Origin of the sequence: Tessaracoccus sp., assembly GCF_016714275.1 — a bacterium.
GTDB lineage: Bacteria > Actinomycetota > Actinomycetes > Propionibacteriales > Propionibacteriaceae > Arachnia.
On sequence record NZ_JADJNP010000002.1, the window covers coordinates 713,341 to 729,705 of the forward strand.

At 68.1% G+C, this 16,365-nt stretch carries 15 protein-coding genes; 7 read left to right on the forward strand and 8 right to left on the reverse strand.

The genetic code is table 11. The features are described 5' to 3' along the window. Window positions 1-2 precede the first annotated feature (2 nt). Window positions 3-1,118, reverse strand: coding sequence for a LacI family DNA-binding transcriptional regulator (locus IPJ61_RS11970; protein WP_297107504.1), 1,116 nt, complete (start codon window positions 1,116-1,118; stop codon window positions 3-5). Window positions 1,119-1,297: 179 nt separating this feature from the next. Here IPJ61_RS11970 and IPJ61_RS11975 point away from each other — a divergent pair, with 179 nt between their 5' ends. Genes IPJ61_RS11975 through IPJ61_RS11995 form a run of 5 tightly spaced genes read left to right on the forward strand, consistent with a single transcriptional unit; the run spans window position 1,298 to window position 7,128 of the window. Further along, window positions 1,298-2,602, forward strand: a complete 1,305-nt coding sequence (locus IPJ61_RS11975; RefSeq protein WP_297107507.1) for an ABC transporter substrate-binding protein — start codon at window positions 1,298-1,300, stop codon at window positions 2,600-2,602. Window positions 2,603-2,654: 52 nt separating this feature from the next. Next, entirely contained in the window at window positions 2,655-3,578 is a 924-nt protein-coding gene (locus IPJ61_RS11980; protein WP_297107509.1) for a carbohydrate ABC transporter permease, read from the forward strand. 3 nt (window positions 3,579-3,581) lie between these two features. Next, window positions 3,582-4,448 carry a carbohydrate ABC transporter permease gene (locus IPJ61_RS11985; RefSeq protein ID WP_297107512.1) on the forward strand — a complete coding sequence of 289 codons (867 nt, stop codon included), beginning with the start codon at window positions 3,582-3,584 and terminating at the stop codon, window positions 4,446-4,448. Further along, the gene (locus tag IPJ61_RS11990) at window positions 4,445-6,148 is read left to right on the forward strand and encodes an alpha-glucosidase (protein WP_297107515.1); all 1,704 of its coding nucleotides are present in this window, start codon (window positions 4,445-4,447) and stop codon (window positions 6,146-6,148) included. Before IPJ61_RS11985 ends, IPJ61_RS11990 begins: the two co-directional genes overlap by 4 nt. Then, complete coding sequence (locus IPJ61_RS11995; protein ID WP_297107518.1) at window positions 6,145-7,128, forward strand: Gfo/Idh/MocA family protein; 984 nt, start codon at window positions 6,145-6,147, stop codon at window positions 7,126-7,128. Before IPJ61_RS11990 ends, IPJ61_RS11995 begins: the two co-directional genes overlap by 4 nt. Window positions 7,129-7,142: 14 nt before the next feature. Here IPJ61_RS11995 and IPJ61_RS12000 read toward each other — a convergent pair whose 3' ends face one another. From IPJ61_RS12000 to guaB, 7 genes are all read right to left on the reverse strand, one after another. Continuing rightward, complete coding sequence (locus IPJ61_RS12000; RefSeq protein WP_297107520.1) at window positions 7,143-7,775, reverse strand: NUDIX hydrolase; 633 nt, start codon at window positions 7,773-7,775, stop codon at window positions 7,143-7,145. Window positions 7,776-7,792: 17 nt separating this feature from the next. Continuing rightward, complete coding sequence (locus IPJ61_RS12005; RefSeq protein WP_297107523.1) at window positions 7,793-9,379, reverse strand: adenylosuccinate synthetase; 1,587 nt, start codon at window positions 9,377-9,379, stop codon at window positions 7,793-7,795. A gap of 124 nt (window positions 9,380-9,503) precedes the next feature. Further along, on the reverse strand, window positions 9,504-10,460 hold the full coding sequence (locus IPJ61_RS12010; RefSeq protein WP_297107525.1) for a hypothetical protein: 957 nt from the start codon (window positions 10,458-10,460) through the stop codon (window positions 9,504-9,506). A gap of 26 nt (window positions 10,461-10,486) precedes the next feature. Continuing rightward, the gene (locus tag IPJ61_RS12015; protein ID WP_297107528.1) at window positions 10,487-11,362 is read right to left on the reverse strand and encodes a hypothetical protein; all 876 of its coding nucleotides are present in this window, start codon (window positions 11,360-11,362) and stop codon (window positions 10,487-10,489) included. A 440-nt stretch (window positions 11,363-11,802) separates the two neighbouring features. Then, window positions 11,803-12,120, reverse strand: coding sequence for a chorismate mutase (locus IPJ61_RS12020; RefSeq protein ID WP_297107531.1), 318 nt, complete (start codon window positions 12,118-12,120; stop codon window positions 11,803-11,805). 108 nt (window positions 12,121-12,228) lie between these two features. Continuing rightward, entirely contained in the window at window positions 12,229-13,329 is a 1,101-nt protein-coding gene (locus IPJ61_RS12025; protein ID WP_297107534.1) for a GuaB3 family IMP dehydrogenase-related protein, read from the reverse strand. Window positions 13,330-13,353: 24 nt separating this feature from the next. Beyond that, window positions 13,354-14,877 carry an IMP dehydrogenase gene (gene guaB, locus IPJ61_RS12030; RefSeq protein WP_297107537.1) on the reverse strand — a complete coding sequence of 508 codons (1,524 nt, stop codon included), beginning with the start codon at window positions 14,875-14,877 and terminating at the stop codon, window positions 13,354-13,356. 168 nt (window positions 14,878-15,045) lie between these two features. Here guaB and IPJ61_RS12035 point away from each other — a divergent pair, with 168 nt between their 5' ends. Together IPJ61_RS12035 and IPJ61_RS12040 are read left to right on the forward strand one after the other, a co-directional pair. Next, window positions 15,046-15,453: a carboxymuconolactone decarboxylase family protein gene (locus IPJ61_RS12035; RefSeq protein ID WP_297107540.1), complete on the forward strand. Its 408-nt coding sequence runs from the start codon at window positions 15,046-15,048 to the stop codon at window positions 15,451-15,453. A 9-nt stretch (window positions 15,454-15,462) separates the two neighbouring features. Further along, entirely contained in the window at window positions 15,463-16,236 is a 774-nt protein-coding gene (locus tag IPJ61_RS12040; protein WP_297107542.1) for an SDR family NAD(P)-dependent oxidoreductase, read from the forward strand. Window positions 16,237-16,365 lie beyond the last annotated feature (129 nt).

Consider the following 16,365-nt stretch of genomic DNA (forward strand, 5'->3'; position numbering starts at 1 on the left):
TATCACTTGCTATACGTCTGTATAGGCTCCGTTTCCACCTGGTCGTTCGGATACCGCGCGGCGTTGGCCCGCCTGCCCGGCCGCGGGGGCGTGGTGGAACGGCGGATCGTCAAGTTGGCAGAAAGCGACACTTGCTGCGGCAGATCGGCATTCTCGAGAAGTCCGACACAGAGTTCAGCCGCGATCTCCCCCTGACGACGCGGCGACTGGGCGACCGTCGTCAAGTCCATGGATTCGGCCATCGGGTGGTCATCAACGCCGATCAGCGACATGTCCTCGGGCACGCTCAGACCCGCCCTACGCAGAGTACGCAAGGCCCCGAAAGCCACCTCATCCGAGAAGGCGAAGACCGCAGTCGGAGTGTGAGGGAGCGCCAACAACGCGCTCATCCCCATGGAGCCTCCGTCTATGCCCCACCGGACAGCAACCACGAAGTCCTCGTTGACTGCAACTCCCGCCTCCGCGAGCGCCGCACGGAACCCCTGCTCACGGCTGACGTCAGACGAATAGTGGAAGCCCTCCGGATCAACGCACGTGATCATGCCGATCTCACGATGCCCGAGCGCGAGCAGGTGATCCACCGCCTGGCGGCCGACGCTCTCGTCGACGACACCCACCGAAGGCCGATCCGGCGTGACGATGCCGACCACCACTGCATGCACGTCCATCGAATCGAGCCGCTCCCACTCGTAGCCGCTCAACGGAAACGCGATCACGATGATCGCGTCGACCTTGCGTCGAGCCGGGAGATCCTCGAAGAACCTCGCCCGCGCAGCGCTGTCCGCCACGGGATAGAGCACCACGTCGATCCCATGGGCCGCGAGCACCCGGGTCGCCCCGGCGATCACGCTGGCGTAGAACCACTCGTCGATGGTCGGGGTTACGAAGCCCACCCGGCCGGTGCGTCCACCGCTCAGCTTCGAAGCCTCGGGGCTCACGACGTAGCCCAGTTCTTCGGTGATCCGGCGAATCCGGGCACGGGTCTGCGCCGAGACCCCTGGGTTTCCCGACAGCGCGCGCGAGACCGTGCTGAGCGCGACGCCCGCAGCGGAGGCGACGTCCGCCATATGCACCGGCTTGCGCTCATCCGACGACATAGCCGACGCGCGCGGGCTCACCGGTCCAGCCACTACGACTCCCCTCCCCCTGCATCTGACGTCAGGGCTCTCTCATCTCACAGAGAGCCTAGCGGTTTGACACCATTGCGCAACAGACTTAGCATTATCCGCAAGCGTTTGCGTATATGCGCCGCGACACAGGGCACGACGCCGTGTGACATTCCAAGGAAGGAAACTCTGTGAAGTCCTCACCACGTATCCGGCTCGCACTCCGAGGAGCCGCCGCCACCCTCGCCCTTGCGCTCGGCCTCTCCGGCTGCTCCGGGGGCAGCGCGCCCGCCGAGACGAACAGCACCTTCACCGTGTGGTGGTTCGACACTCCGGACAGCGCGATGGGCATCGCCTCCGCACACGCACTCGAAGAGTTCAAGAAGGCGCACCCCGACATCGACGTCGTCTTCGAACAGAAGAGCTTCGAGCAGATGCAGCAGACCGGCACCATGGTGCTGAACTCCGACACCGCACCCGACGTGATGGAGTTCACGAAGGGATCGGCCACCGCGGGATTGGCCGCGAAGTCCGGGCTGCTCGTCGATCTGACCGAGGTTGCCGAGAAGCGCGGCTGGAACGACCTCATGCCGCCGAGCGTCTCGGCGGTGGGCCACTACGACGAGCGCGGCGTGCTGGGCCTCGGATCGCTCTTCGGCATCCCGAACTACGGCGAGTTCGTCAGCGTGTACTACAACAAAGACCTCTTCGACCAGCACGGCGTGCAGGTGCCCACCACAATGTCGGAGTTCGAAAGCGCCATGGATGCCTTCGTCGCCGCCGACGTCACTCCGCTCTCGGTTGCCGGCGCAGAGTACGGCGCCAACCACCTCTGGTACCAGCTCGCACTGACGAAGGCAGATCGCACCTGGGTGAACAACTTCCAGCTCTTCGAGGGCGACGTCGACTTCCACGATGAGGCCTGGACCTTCGCCGCGCAGACGATGCTCGACTGGCAGGAGAAGGGCTACTTCAGCACGGACGCCACCGGCCTGAAGGCCACGGACATGCTCAGCGAGTTCACCACGGGCCAGAACCCGATGATGGTCTCGGGAACCTGGTTCGACGGCCAGCTCGCAGCGGCGACCGACCTGAACTGGAGCAAGTTCTCCTTCCCCGGTGCCGACTACATCTCCGGAAGCGGCGGCAACATCTGGGTCATCCCCGAGAAGTCGACACAGAAGGAACTCGCCGAAGAGTTCATTGACTTCACGTTGCAGCCGTCCTCGCAGCTGATTCTCGCTAACGCGGGAGCGGTGGCGGTCGCGGCGGATCCCGCCCAGGTGACCGACCCGCACGCGCAGGAGTCCGCGGTCATGTTCTCCGGGATCGCCGAGTCCGACGGCCTCGCCTACTACGCGGACTGGCCGGCGCCCGGCTTCTACGACTTCCAGGTGAAGAGCCTGCAGAGCCTCCTGACCGGAACCATGTCGGTCGCGCAGTTCAACGACGCGATCGCCAAGTTCTACCAGGATTACGCGGCCCAGATCCGTTGATTCGCGGGGTGGGCGCGCGTGGCCGCGCGTCCACCCGTCGAAAGGAGAATCAATGACGACACCGACCACGCAAACCGCCCGCACCGGGCGACGACGCCTCGACTTCGGCTACCTGCCCTACCTCGTCCCCGGGCTGCTCGGGTACCTGGTGATCATCGCGATCCCGTTCTTCACGAACCTCGGCCTCAGCTTCACCAGTTGGGCAGGCATCGGCGATCCACGCCCCATCGGGCTTGACAACTACGCGCGGCTCATCGGCGACGAGACATTCTGGGTCTCGCTGTTCAACAGCTTCGCGATGATCATCGCGATGGCGGTCATCCCGACGCTGATCACCCTCGTGCTCGCCGCCGCCCTCTACGACTACGTGGGAACCGCCTTCGGCCCCAAGCTGGCGAGCTTCTTCCGCGCAGGCTTCTACATCCCCCAGATCATCCCCATCACGGTCGTCGGCATCCTCTGGGGATGGATGCTGATGCCCACCGGCGGCGTGGTGAACAGCTTCCTGAAGTCGATCGGATTGGGGAACCTCACCTACAACTGGCTCGGCTCTCCGACGACGGCGCTGCCGTCCGTGATGGTGGTGCTCATCTGGTTTCAGATCGGCTATTGCCTTGTGATGTTCATGGCGGGCCTCGCTCGCACCGATCCGTCCCTCACTGAGGCAGCCTCGTTGGACGGCGCGACCTGGCGACAGCGGTTCTTCCATGTGATCATCCCGCAGCTCAAGCCCGAGATCTACGTCGTGCTCCTTACCACCACGATCACGGCGCTCAAGGTCTTCGCTCCCATCTACGTCTTGACGAAGGGAGGCCCGGGGACGGCCACCACCGTGCCGTCCTATCTCGCCTGGCAGGCCTTCTTCTCACGCAACGACGTCGGATATGGCGCAACCGTTTCCACTGTCATGACGGTCATCATCATCGTGCTCGCGCTCTTCTTCCAGCGCGCGCAGTCTCGCGGACAGGAGGACTAGGTCATGTCAACCGCACAACTATCCGGCCCCGTCGCCACCCATCATCGGCACCCCCGCCCGGTGCGCTGGATCGTCCTCACGCTGCTGGCGCTGCTCCTGCTCGGCACCCTCCTCCCGTTGGGCTTGGCGTTCCTCAACGCCTTCAAGACGCCCGCCGACTACGCGGCGAGCGGCCCGGTCGCGTGGCCAACGAGCTTCACGCTTGACAGCATCGTCTCCTTCTGGCGGAGCGTCGACTTCGGCACGAAGCTCTGGAACAGCATCGTGATCAGCACCTGTGTCGCCCTCCTGGGCGTCGCCCTCTCCGTTCTGAGCGCCTACGCGATCGGCATCGGCAGGATCAGGGGCAGCGGCATCCTGCTCGCGCTGTTCATCGTGGGGTTGACGCTCCCTCAGGAGGCGCTGGTCTATCCCCTGTACGCGCTCTCCAAGCAGGTCGGGCTCTACGACTCGAAGATAGCGATCGTCATTCTGTTCGCGGTGCTCCAGAGCGCGTTCGGCACCTACTTCATCTCCTCGGTACTCACGGCCTTCCCCCGGGAGATCCTGGAGGCGGCGAGGATGGACGGCGCCGGACGACTTCGCATCCTCGTGTCGGTCGTGCTTCCGATGCTGCGTCCCACCCTGATGGTGCTCGCAACGTTCTTCTTCATCTGGACCTGGAACGAGTTCTTCCTTCCCCTCGTCCTGCTCGTGTCGGAGGCGAACCAGACGGTCACGCTCGCGTTGGGCACGCTCCAAGGCGAGATGACGAGCGACCCGACCACGACGGCGGGGGCCTCCCTCCTCGGCACCCTCCCGACCCTCATCTTCTTCCTCATCTTCCAGCGCACCTTGACAAAGGGCATCACCGTGGGAGCAGTCAAGTGAAAGAAACCGAAACCGGCCTCGCCGAGGCCGCTGCCCCCTGGTGGCGCTCTGCCGTCGTGTACCAGATCTATCCTCGTAGCTTCAAGGACTCCGACGGTGACGGCGTGGGCGATCTGCGCGGGATCATCGACAAGGTCGACTACATCGCCTCGCTGGGGATCGACGTCGTGTGGCTGAACCCCATCTACCGTTCACCGCAGGATGACAACGGGTACGACATCAGCGACTACCGGGACATCGACCCGCTGTTCGGCACCCTTGCGGATCTCGACGAACTGGTCGAGGCCCTGCACGAGCGCGGGATCCGCCTCATCATGGACCTCGTCGTCAATCACACCTCGGACGAGCACCCCTGGTTCCTCGAGTCTCGCTCGAGCGCCGACAATCCGAAGCGAGACTGGTACATCTGGCGCGCGCCTGCCGAAGACGCCCGGCCGGAGACCGGAGGACACGAACCCAACAACTGGGGCTCTTTCTTCTCGGAGTCCACGTGGGAGTTCGACGAGGCGACGGATGAGTATTACTTCCACCTCTTCTCCCGCAAGCAGCCCGACCTCAACTGGGAGAATCCCGCGGTCCGCGAGGCCATCTACGAGATGATGAACTGGTGGCTCGATCGCGGGATCGACGGGTTCCGCATGGACGTCATCAACTTCATCTCGAAGGACCAAGGCTTCCCGGACGGCCCCGTCGTCGTCCCGCCCTGGGGCGACGGGAGCGCCTTCTACACGGCAGGACCGCGTAACCACGAGTTCCTCAGGGAGATGCACGAGCGGGTGTTCGCGGGACGCGAGCGCCTCCTCACCGTGGGCGAGATGCTGGGCGCGACCGTCGAGCAAGCCGTCCTCTTCACGGATCAGGAGCGCCGCGAGCTCGACATGGTGTTCCATTTCGAACACGTCATGCTCGATCAGGGAGACAGCAAGTGGGATGTGCGGCCGCTACGACTCGACGCGCTCAAGGACACCATTGATCGCTGGCAGGCCGGGCTGGCCGAGCGCGGCTGGAACAGCCTGTACTGGAACAATCACGACCAACCACGCGCCGTGTCGCGATTCGGTGACGAGCAGTACCGAGTGGCATCGGCCAAGCTCCTCGCCGCCGTGCTGCATCTGCAGCGAGGTACGCCATACCTCTACCAGGGCGAAGAGATCGGGATGCTGAACGCGCACTTCTCATCGATCGACGAGATGCGAGACATCGAGTCGCTCAGCCACTACCGAGCCGCGATGGCTGCAGGGGCGGACGAGACTGACGTGATGGCCGCACTGAACGCGATCAGCCGAGACAATGCACGCACCCCCATGCAGTGGGCTGAGGGAAGCACGGCCGGGTTCACCACCGGCACTCCGTGGATGCGCGTGAACGCCGGCGTCAAGGAGGTGAACGTTGCCCAGGCACTGGAAGATCCGGACTCGATCCTTCAGTTCTATCGCACGCTCATCCGGCTACGACACGACGATCCCGTTGTCGCGCACGGCGACTTCACCATGGAACTGCGCGACCACGAGCAGCTCATCGCGTTCCGTCGCCGGTACAGGGGCACGGAACTGGTTCTGGTCGGAAACATGAGCCGCGCTGTCGTGACGATTCCCGATGAGTCGCTGGTGGTCGGCGAGTTGATCCTCCGTAACGTTGACGTCCCTGGTGACGCCCTCGAGCCGTGGGAAGTGCGGGTCTACCGAACGGCGCCGGCGTGACCGGCACGCTGGGCTGGGGCATCCTCGGCACAGGACTCATCGCGGGTATCTTCACCGAGGACCTGCGGAGGGCGGGCCTACGGGTGACGGCGGTCGGTTCCCGAACGGAGTCGTCAGCCCGGGCCTTCGCCCACGCCCATGACGTGCCCCATGCACACGGCGACTACGCCGGACTTGTGACCGATCCATCAGTAGACATCGTGTACGTCGCGACCCCCAACTCCCTTCACCTGGAGCACGCCCTGCTCGCGATCGGGGCCGGCAAACACGTCCTCGTCGAGAAGCCGTTCGCCCTCAATGCGGCCCAGGCCCGCGAAATCGCAACAGCCGCAACCACCGCGGGGGTCAGCGCGATGGAAGCCATGTGGACGCGGTTCCTTCCCCACATGGGACGCGTCCGGGAACTCGCCCGCGGAGGAGCGTTGGGAGACGTGCGCGCGGTTCTTGCCGACCACGGCCAGTTCTTGTCCACCGATCCCGCCCACAGGGTCAACACGGCGGCGCTCGGTGGCGGCGCACTGCTCGACCTGGGGGTCTATCCCCTCGCCTTCGCGATCGACCTGCTTGGGGCTCCCGAGCGCACTCTCGCGCACGCCCACCTGACTGGGACGGGAGTCGACGGACAGACGGCGGTACTAACCGTCCATGCCGGTGGCCGCCAGGGCGTCTCCTACTCCGGGCTCGCCACGCCGAGCGCGGTTCGGGCGAGCGTCATCGGCACGGAGGCGCGGATCGAGATCGACCCTTGGTGGTACAACGCGACCTCATTCAGCGTCGTTGCACCCGACGGCAGCGTGCGGGAGCGCTTCTCGATGGAGGTAGCGGGACGAGGAATGCAGTATGAGGCAATCGAATTCGAGCGCATCATCCGCGCGGAGCTACCGGAAAGCCCGCTGATGCCGCTCGGCGAGACGATCGAACTCGCGGTCACCATGGACGAGATCCGCTCCCAGATCGGGGTGGTCTTCCCCGGCGACTGAGGAGCCGAGCCGTCTCAGGACTCGCCGCCCTCCCAGCGCCAAAGCTTGGGGGGGCGGCCGCCTGTGGCGGGCGCGAGGCCGGCCTCGACGAGGCCCGGGGTCTTCGCCAAGTCGCGGTTGAGGTTGGCGCGGTGCACCTCGCGACCGCTGAGCTGCGCGGTGATCGCCACCGCGTCCGCGGCAGAGAACTGCGGGCCGGTCAGGGCGCGGGTGAAGGTCAGGTCGCGCCAGAGCATGCCCGCGAGGATCCCCCGCGCCTCGGCGACGATGTGATCGTGGTCGAAGGACAGGTGCGGGGCGGCATCAAGCGGGGACCACGTCGCGGGCGACGCCTCGCTCGCGACGGGGAAGGCGGCCCACATGGCGATGGACAGCGACGGCCCGCGCGGGTCGCGAGCGGGCTCGTCGAACGTGCGCAGCTGCCCCATCACCGTCGGCGCCTCCGGGAGCCCCAGCTTTGCCAGGGCACGGCCCGCGGCGTGCTCCAGGCGCTCGCCGCTCAGCACGACGACCCCCGGGAGCGCGAGGTCGCCCTCGAACGGCGGCGCCGTGCGCGCGTGGCTCGCGAAAAGCACCCGACGGAGCCCCCTGTCGTACGCCACCGCGACGACGTCGACCGACACGACGCTGAAGATGCCCTCTGTCATGACGGGCACCCTACAGTTCACTGGTTTCGGTCGGCGCTTCGCACGGGACCGACTCCGCCAGCATCGCCCGCGAGGCGACGATCTGAGCGCTGCGGGCCGTGGGCCGTCAGGATGACGGGGGCGCCGACGGCGTCGGCGATCAGCCCGAGGACCTCACCCTCACCCTCGGGCAGCGGCTCCAGGTCCGGACGGGCATCGAACGCCCGCGCGGTCAGCGCCTCAAGCGCGTCGAGCTCGCGCTGGCCAGGGAGCACCAGGGGATCGCGATCGCCGGACCAGGACCGTGCTACATGAAGCGTCGCCCGTCCCGCATCGCCCGTCACGGGCCATTTTGCCGATCCGGGGAGGAGATCAAGATGGGAGACGCCGACGCCGTCGACGCGGCCGGCGACCTTCGACGCGTATCGAAGCGCGGGCAGGTCCAGGTGCCCCACACGCCAACTGCCCTGGTAGAGGCCCGGGCCGTTGTCCGGCTCGGGTAGCTCCAAGGCCGGGTCCTCGGTCGGCATCGGCCCGGCGCCGTGCCGGGTCGCGTACGGCCTGGTCAGGCCGAGGACGTACGGATCGCGGCCCGCGGCCTCCAGCTCCGCGACGAGGTGGCGCGGGGTCACCGTCGCCCACGTGGTGTGCGGGTGAAACCCGTGCCACTCGTCGAGCAAGACGCCCTGCGACCCCTCGAAGATCACCGTCCCCGCATCCAGCGCCGCACCCAGGGCGCGGTCCGCGTCGTCGAGGATCTCGATCTCGCGCGTGACCGCCATCAGCCGATCGGCGAGGTCGTCGATGGCTGGGAGGTCCTGGTGGTTCGGCTCATTGGTTTCGACACGGGCCCGGCGCTTCGCGCGGGGGCCCGGCTCAACCAGCGGGTGAGCGAGTCCCGAAGATTCCGCTGGGTGAGCGAGCCCCGAAGATTCCGCTGGTTGAGCCGGACCACGAGGCGCCAGCCGAGTGTCCGTGTCGAAACCAATCGACCCAGCCATATCAACCAGCCCGAGAAGCGGCTCGGCGAACGCCGCGAGGGCGTCCAGCGCCGCGATGGTGGCTTTGCGGTCGCGCAGGTCGCCGACCCGGAGCGCGGGCACCGCAGGCGCGTCGGCGGGGCACGGGAAGTTGCCGACGACGTCGCCACGGCGGGCACGCGACCGGACGGCCAGGTCGTAGGCCACGGTCTCGCCGATGCCCAGCCCGGTCGAGCCGTGGCGTGCCGCGCCGCGGAGGATCTCGCGCGCCCGGTTCATCGCCGCGTGGATGGGCGTGGTGACCAGGCAGGCGGGGTCCGCCGCGACCAGGCCCAACGGGTCGTGGACGCCGAGCGCGGCCAGCTCGTCGGCCTCGGTGTCGAGCAGCAGCGGGTTGACCAGCATCGGCGCGCGCAGGATGGTGCGCACGTCGAGCAGCGAGGCGGAGCCGAACTGCCGGAACGTGTGGTGCCGCGGCCCGTGCCGGACGTTGTGCGCGGCCTGCGCGCCGCCCGACCACCGCACCACGGCGACGGTGTCGTCGAGCGCGGAGGCCAGGTAGTCGACCGTCGCGCCCTTCGACTCGTCGCCGTAGCCGAGGCCGACCACGACGATCGCTTGTCTTCCTCGCCCGAGTGTCCTCATCCCTCGCTCCTCATCGGTTTCACGTGTTCCCATCGCCTCTCTCCGGCACAAGCCTCTCTATACGGCGGGCCAGCCCCATATCGGGCCTGGGTTGCCGCATAGAGAGATTTGTGCACGAGCGGCGCTACAGGTCGGCGGGGAGGACGCCGCCGGTGGCGAGCCCGGACCCGGCGCCGAGGGTCGCGAGCGCCTTGCCGACGGCGCGGCCGCCGGCCGAGCCGAGGTTGTGCAGGTCCTGGAGGCCCTCGTCGAGGGTGATCGACTCCTCCATGATCCCGACGGTGACCGCGATCAGGTCGCAGACCGCGGCGGGATCCTCCAGCTTCAGGAACCGCTCCCCCACGATGCCGCGCCAGTGCTGTTCCAGCCAGGGCTCGTCGTAGTACGAGGTGAGGTTCGGCACCACGAAGTAGACGTGGAACTTCTCCTCCAGGAGCCGGTAGACCTCACGGATGGTGAGGTCGCCCTGCACTTTGTCGCCGACGAACCGGCGGATCGAGGCCGCGCTCAGCATGTCCTTGTTCGCCTCGTCGCCGACGATGAAGCAGTACCCCTTGCGGCCGCGCCTGGCCAGGCTGTCGAGCTCGGCGCGGGTGGCGAGGAACCACGAGGCGAGCGCGTAGCCCTCCTTGCGGTCGCCGCCTCCACCGCCCTCCAGGTAGATGTCGCGCAGCTGCTCGTCGATGCGGATGTCGCTCTCGAACTGGCCGATCTGCAGCGGCACCGCGTCGAACACGTCGTCGCCGATGGCGCCGACCAGGATCTGCGGGTCCTGGGCGTAGCCGCCGCGGGTCAGCAGCCCGAGCAGGTCCGGCAGCCGCTTCTGCAGGGTCTGCGGCACGTTCAGCATCGAGCCTGTGACGTCGAAGAGGACGGCGATCGGCGTGCTTGCCGGGTGCTCGTCGCTGTCCCTCGCCTCGCGGACGGTCGCGCCGAAGGGATCGAGGCTCGGCGCGGGCTTGCGCTGGTTGCGCGCCACGCCGCGCATGACCGAGGTGTAGCCGAAGTCGTCGATGCCGGCCTTGCGGCGGGCGCTCGCGGCGTTGGTGTAGGCGGTGGTGTTCCAGTATCCGTTTCCCATGATGGGCTCCTTTGAAGGATGATTGGTCAGAGGGTGAAGGGCCGGAAGCGGCGCGGGCCGTAGAGCGCGCGGAGCAACAGGTCGTATTCGTAGAGGCGCTGCCTGGGGCTGAGCCCATCGGACGACGCGGCGAAGCGGCGCTGGCGGTCCTCGTCGGGCGCGAGCATGTCGTCGAACAGCTGCGTGATGGCCGGAGCGTCGGGCGCGGCCCCCTCGCCCCAGTGCGTGACGACGACGCCGTGCTCCACGGGATGGATCAGCACCGAGTCGAGGCCGAGCGCGCCGTTGGTCACATCGACGGCGTCGAAGACCATCAGCAGGCGGCGGGCCATCCAGGCCCAGTCGCGCCCGTCGAGCCCGCCGGGGTAGGCGGCCCGCACCTCGCGGAGCGAACGGAGCCCCTCCGGCAGCCGGTAGGCCGCCCACCGGCGCCCCGCGGCCTCGCCCCAGTCGACGATCCGCGGGCCAAAGCCCCACATGTGCACGTCGGACAGGTGCTGCTCCGCCCGGAACAGCGGCCTCACGCCGTTGTCGACGCTCCTGCTGATCGCGATGAAGAGGTCGTCCTCGTCGGTGGCGTAGGTGCTGAGCCGAGGCGCCTGCCGGAGGCGCTTCCGGATCGGGTAGGCGCGGTCGCGCCCGACGACGTGCGGCTCGCCGCCGTCGACCTTGGCGTCGACCCAGCGGTCGTAGAGGGCGGTGAGCACGGCCATGGCCCGCTGCGCCTCGGCGGGGTCGACGCCGTTCGCCGCGGCCCGGTCCGGGTGCACGAGCGCCACAAGCGTCCGGTACCTCCGCCGTGCCCTCCGCGCGGCGTCGCCATCGGCGGGGGCGCCGTCGAACAGGTCCTCCGGCGCGGTCGCGCCGAGGATGGTCTCGATCGCTGTGGCTGCCTCGTTCATGACTTTTACTCTATATGAGTATTTAGGGTGAGGTCAAGTCGTCGCGTGGATGAACTCCAGCCGATGGTCGTGGAAAACCAGCTTCTGCTCGGCTAGTGGGCTTGAGCGCCGCCCGGAAGGCAAACCAAGGTGGAGGTGGGGAGATGGTTCGTCGAAGCGTAAGAGAAACCATGCACCGAAGCAGGCGCGGGAACGAGCACAGAGGTCTTGGCGGCAGCGAGACGGACCATCTCCCCACCTCCACCGTCCGCCCTGAAGCCAGGACCGTCCACACGGGTTGGGGGCAAGTCCTCGAACAAGGCGCCAGTCATTGGTTTCGACACGAGTCGCGGTCAACTTCGTCGACGCACCTCGGCTCAACCAGCGGTCGTGCGGTCCGGCTCAACCAGCGGTATTTCCGACTCAACCAGCGGCGGGACTCAACCAGCGGTCAGCGGCGGTTAGCGCTGCTCTCGGGCGATCTGCTCGTGGTGGCGGACGACCTCGCGGACGATGAACGTCACGAACTTCTCGGCCAGCTCCGGGTCGAGGTCGGCGTCGAGGGCGAGGGCTCGCAGGCGGGCGACCTGGCGCGCCTCGCGGTCGTGGTCCGCGGCGGGGAGGCCTGCTCGGGCCTTGAGCTCGCCCACGCGCTGCGTGACCTTGAACCGCTCCGCGAGAAGGTGGATCAGCGCCGAGTCCATGTTGTCGATACTGCCGCGCAGGCGCGCGAGCTCGGCCCACGCCTCCTGCTGCAGGGTCGGGTCCGCGGCTGCCATGGCGCGCTCCTTGGGGCTCGGGGTCGGGTCGGGTCGATTCAGCTCGGGGTGAGGGTCGGGTCGGTCCGATTCAGCTCGGGGTGAGGATCGGGGTCGGTCCGCTTCGACTCAGTGGACGATCAGGTCGATCCGCTGGAACGACTTGATGTCCGTGTAGCCGGTCAGCGCCATGGCCTTGCGGAGGCCACCGGCCAGGTTCATCGTGCCGTCGGGCACGCGCGAGGGGCCGAGCACGACCTCCTCGAGGGTGCCGACCTGCTCGAAGAACGAGCGCTCGCCGCGGGGAAGGAGCTGGTGCCACGCCTCGCTGCCCCAGTGCCAGCCGCGGCCGGGAGCCTCGGTGGCGCGGGCCAGCGGCGAGCCGACCATGACGGCGTCCGCGCCGCACGCGATGGCCTTCGCCATGTCGCCGGAGCGGCCGACGGCGCCGTCGGCGATGATGTGGACGTAACGGCCGCCGCTCTCTTCGAGGTAGTCGCGGCGGGCCTCCGCGACGTCGGCCACAGCGGACGCCATCGGCACCTCGATGCCCAGCACCGACGCGGTCGTGTGCGTCGCGCCCCCACCGAAGCCGACGAGCACGCCCGCGGCGCCCGCGCGCATCAGGTGCTGTGCGGCGCGGTAGGTGGCGACGCCGCCGACGAGCACGGGGATGTCGAAGCGGTAGATGAACTCCTTGAGGTTCAGCGTGTCCTCGCCGCCGACGTGCTCGGCCGACACCGTCGTGCCGCGGATGACGAAGAAGTCCATGCCGGCCTTCTCGATCACGTCGGCGAACTCCTGCGTGCGCGACGGCGACAGCGCGCCCGCGACGGGGACGCCCGCGGCGCGCACCTCGGCGAGCCGGTCGCGGATCAGCTCGGCCTTGACCGGCTCGGAGTAGATCTCCTGCAGCCGCGTGGTCGCCGTGACCCGGTCGCAGTCCTGCGTCAGGAGCTCGTACTTCGACTGCGGGTCCTCGTAGCGGGTCCACAGGCCCTCGAGGTTCAGCACGCCGAGGCCACCCAACTGGCCCATGCGGATGGCCGTCGCCGGCGACATCACCGAGTCCATCGGGGCGGCGACGATCGGCACGTCGAACGTCACCGCGTCGATCCGCCAGCTGAGGTCCACCTCGCTCTCGCCACGCGTGCGGCGCGTGGGGGCGATGGCCACGTCGTCGAAGCTGTAGGCCTGGCTGGCGCGCTTGCTGCGTCCGAGCTCGTACATGCGGATTCTCCTGAGGGGTGGGTGTTAGCGCGACCAGTAGTTCGGGGATTCGGCGGTCAGCTGGACGTCGTGCGGGTGCGACTCGCGCAGGCCCGCGGCGGTGATGCGGACGAAGCGGCCGCGCTCCTGCAGGTCCGGGACGGTGCGCGCGCCCAAGTAGAACATGGACTGATGGAGGCCCCCCATCAGCTGGTGAACGACGGAGGCGGCCGGGCCGCGGTAGAGCACCTGGCCCTCGATGCCCTCGGTGGTGATCTCGTCGTCGCTCAGGTCTCCCTGGAAGTAGCGGTCCTTGGAGTAGGAGCGTCGATCCCCTCGCGAGGTCATGGCGCCCAGCGAGGCCATGCCGCGGTACCGCTTGTACTGCTTGCCGTTGAAGAACACCGTCTCGCCGGGCGACTCCTCGCAGCCGGCCATCAAGGACCCCACCATGACGCTGTTGGCGCCCGCCACCAGCGCCTTCGCGATGTCGCCGGAGTACTGCAGGCCGCCGTCGGCGATCACGGGCACCCCGGCGGGACGACAGGCGAGCGCCGCCTCGTAGACGGCGGTCACCTGGGGCACGCCGACCCCCGCCACGACGCGGGTGGTGCAGATGGAGCCGGGCCCGACGCCCACCTTCACGGCGTCGGCGCCGGCGTCGACGAGCGCCTGCGCGCCCGCGCGGGTAGCGATGTTGCCCCCGATGATCTGCACATGCCGCGTGGCGGGATCGTTCTTGAGCCGACTCACCATCTCCAGCATGAGCTTCGCGTGGCCGTTGGCGGTGTCCACCACGAGGGCGTCGACGCCGGCGTCCACCAGGGCGGTGACCCGCTCCCAGGCATCCCCGAAGAACCCCACGGCCGCGGCCACCAGGAGGCGCCCGTCGGCGTCCTTGGAGGCGAGCGGGAACTGCTCGGACTTCACGAAATCCTTGACGGTGATGAGGCCCGTGAGCCTGCCGTCGCCGTCGACCAGCGGCAGACGCTCGCGCTTGTGCTGGCGGAGAAGTGTGGTCGCATCCTCGCGCGAGATGGTCTCCGGCGCGGTGATCAGCGGCACGGGCGTCATCACGTCACGCACCAGGGTGGTGGCCCATTCGGCCACGGGCGTGAAGCGGAGGTCGCGGTTGGTGCAGATGCCAAGCAGCCGGCGGTCGCCGTCGACGACAGGCAGGCCCGAGACCCGGTACTGGCCGCAGATCTCGTCGAGCTGCTCCAGCGTGGCGTCCGCTCCGATGGTGACGGGGTTGGTGATCCGCCCCGTCTGAGTGCGCTTGACGAGGTCCACCTGGTAGGCCTGGTCCTCGATGGACAGGTTGCGGTGCAGCACGCCGAGGCCACCCTCCCGGGCCATCGCGATGGCCATCCGGGACTCGGTGACCGTATCCATCGCCGCGCTGATCAACGGGAGCTTCAGGCTCAAACCCCGAGTGACCTGCGTGGTGGTGTCCACCTCCGAGGGAATGACATCGGTCTCGCCCGGCAGCAGCAGCACGTCGTCGTAGGTGAGGCCGAGGGCGGCGAACGGGGCGGGGACTCCGGATCCGGTCAGCTCGTCTTGCACAGGGGCACCTCTCGCTCGGGTTCTGGCGTGCGGGCACGAGTCTATCCCGGCCCGCCGACAGCGCCGAACGCCCGAAGTGCCGTCCGAGATATCCGCGCCCGCCGCCACACCGGGCGGAGCCTGTGGGCTACGTTGGACCAAGCCACTCCCGACTCCAAGGACGCATTCATGGAGCAGTACTCGCCGATCCTCCCCGTGCTCGCCGACGACGAACTGAGTCCCCGCGCGGCGGCCGTGTTCGCCGACATCCGCGAGACGCGCGGAACCGACTTCGTGAACAACTTCTGGCGCGTGCTCGCCCACGATCCTGAGAACCTGGAGCGCACCTGGGCGGAGCTGAAGGCGATCATGGGGCCGGGCACCTCGCTCGACCCGCTGACCAAGGAGCTGATCTACGTGGCGGTGTCGACGGTGAACGGGTGCACCTACTGCGTCCGCTCGCACACCGCCGCGGCGCGCGCAAAAGGCGCGACGGACGAGCAGATCGCCGAGCTGCACGGCATCGTCGGCGCCGCGAACAAGACCAACCGCATGGCCGTCGGCCTGCAGGTTCCCGTCGACGAGTGCTTCTGCTGAGGAGGGGCCATGGATCTCGGACTGAACGGCCGGAAGGCCATCGTCACCGGGGGGTCGAAGGGCCTCGGCCTCGCCATCGCGAAGGAGTTGGTCGCGGAGGGCGCCACCGTGCGCATCTGCGCGCGCGACGCCGACGAGGTGGCCGCCGCCGTGGCCGGATTGGGTGAGCGGGCCGATGGCCGCGCCGTCGATGTGCGCGACGCCGCCCAGCTGGCGGCCTTCGTCGAGTGGGCCGCCGAATCGATGGGCGGCGTCGACGTGCTGGTCAACAACGCGGGCGGCGCTCACCCCGGCACGTTCCAGACGCTTGACGAGGAGGCGCTGGTCGCCGACTTCAACATCAAGGTGCTGAGCTGGTTCCGCGCCGTGAAGCTGGCCCTCCCCTGGCTGAGGCGAAGCGACGCCCCGCGCGTCATCAACATCGGCTCGGTGTACGCCCGCATGCCCGACTTCCGATTCTTCTCCACCACCGTCAACCGCGCGGCGGGGCAGAACGTCACCAAGGCCCTCGCGCAGGAGCTCGCCACCGACGGCGTGCTGGTCAACTCGGTGAACATCGGGTGCGTGAAGACCCCGCAGTGGGCGAACATCCACGCCAAGCGGGCGCCGGAGAAGACCGCCGAGCAGTTCTTCGCCGACATGGCCGAGGCCGACATCCCGCTCGGCCGGTTCGGCGAGGCCCACGAGGTCTCCGGCGTCGTGGCGTTCCTGGCCGGCTCCCGGTCGAGCTACATCACCGGGGCGAGCATCGACGTCGCCGGCGGCATGGGCCGCTACTCCTGAACTCCCATGCACACGCCCGACTCCCCGACACAAATCTCTCTATACGTCGAGCCAGGCCGTATATGGCCCTGGCCTCCCGTATAGAGAGAACTGTGCACACCACCCCATAATTCACGATCGAATCGACAC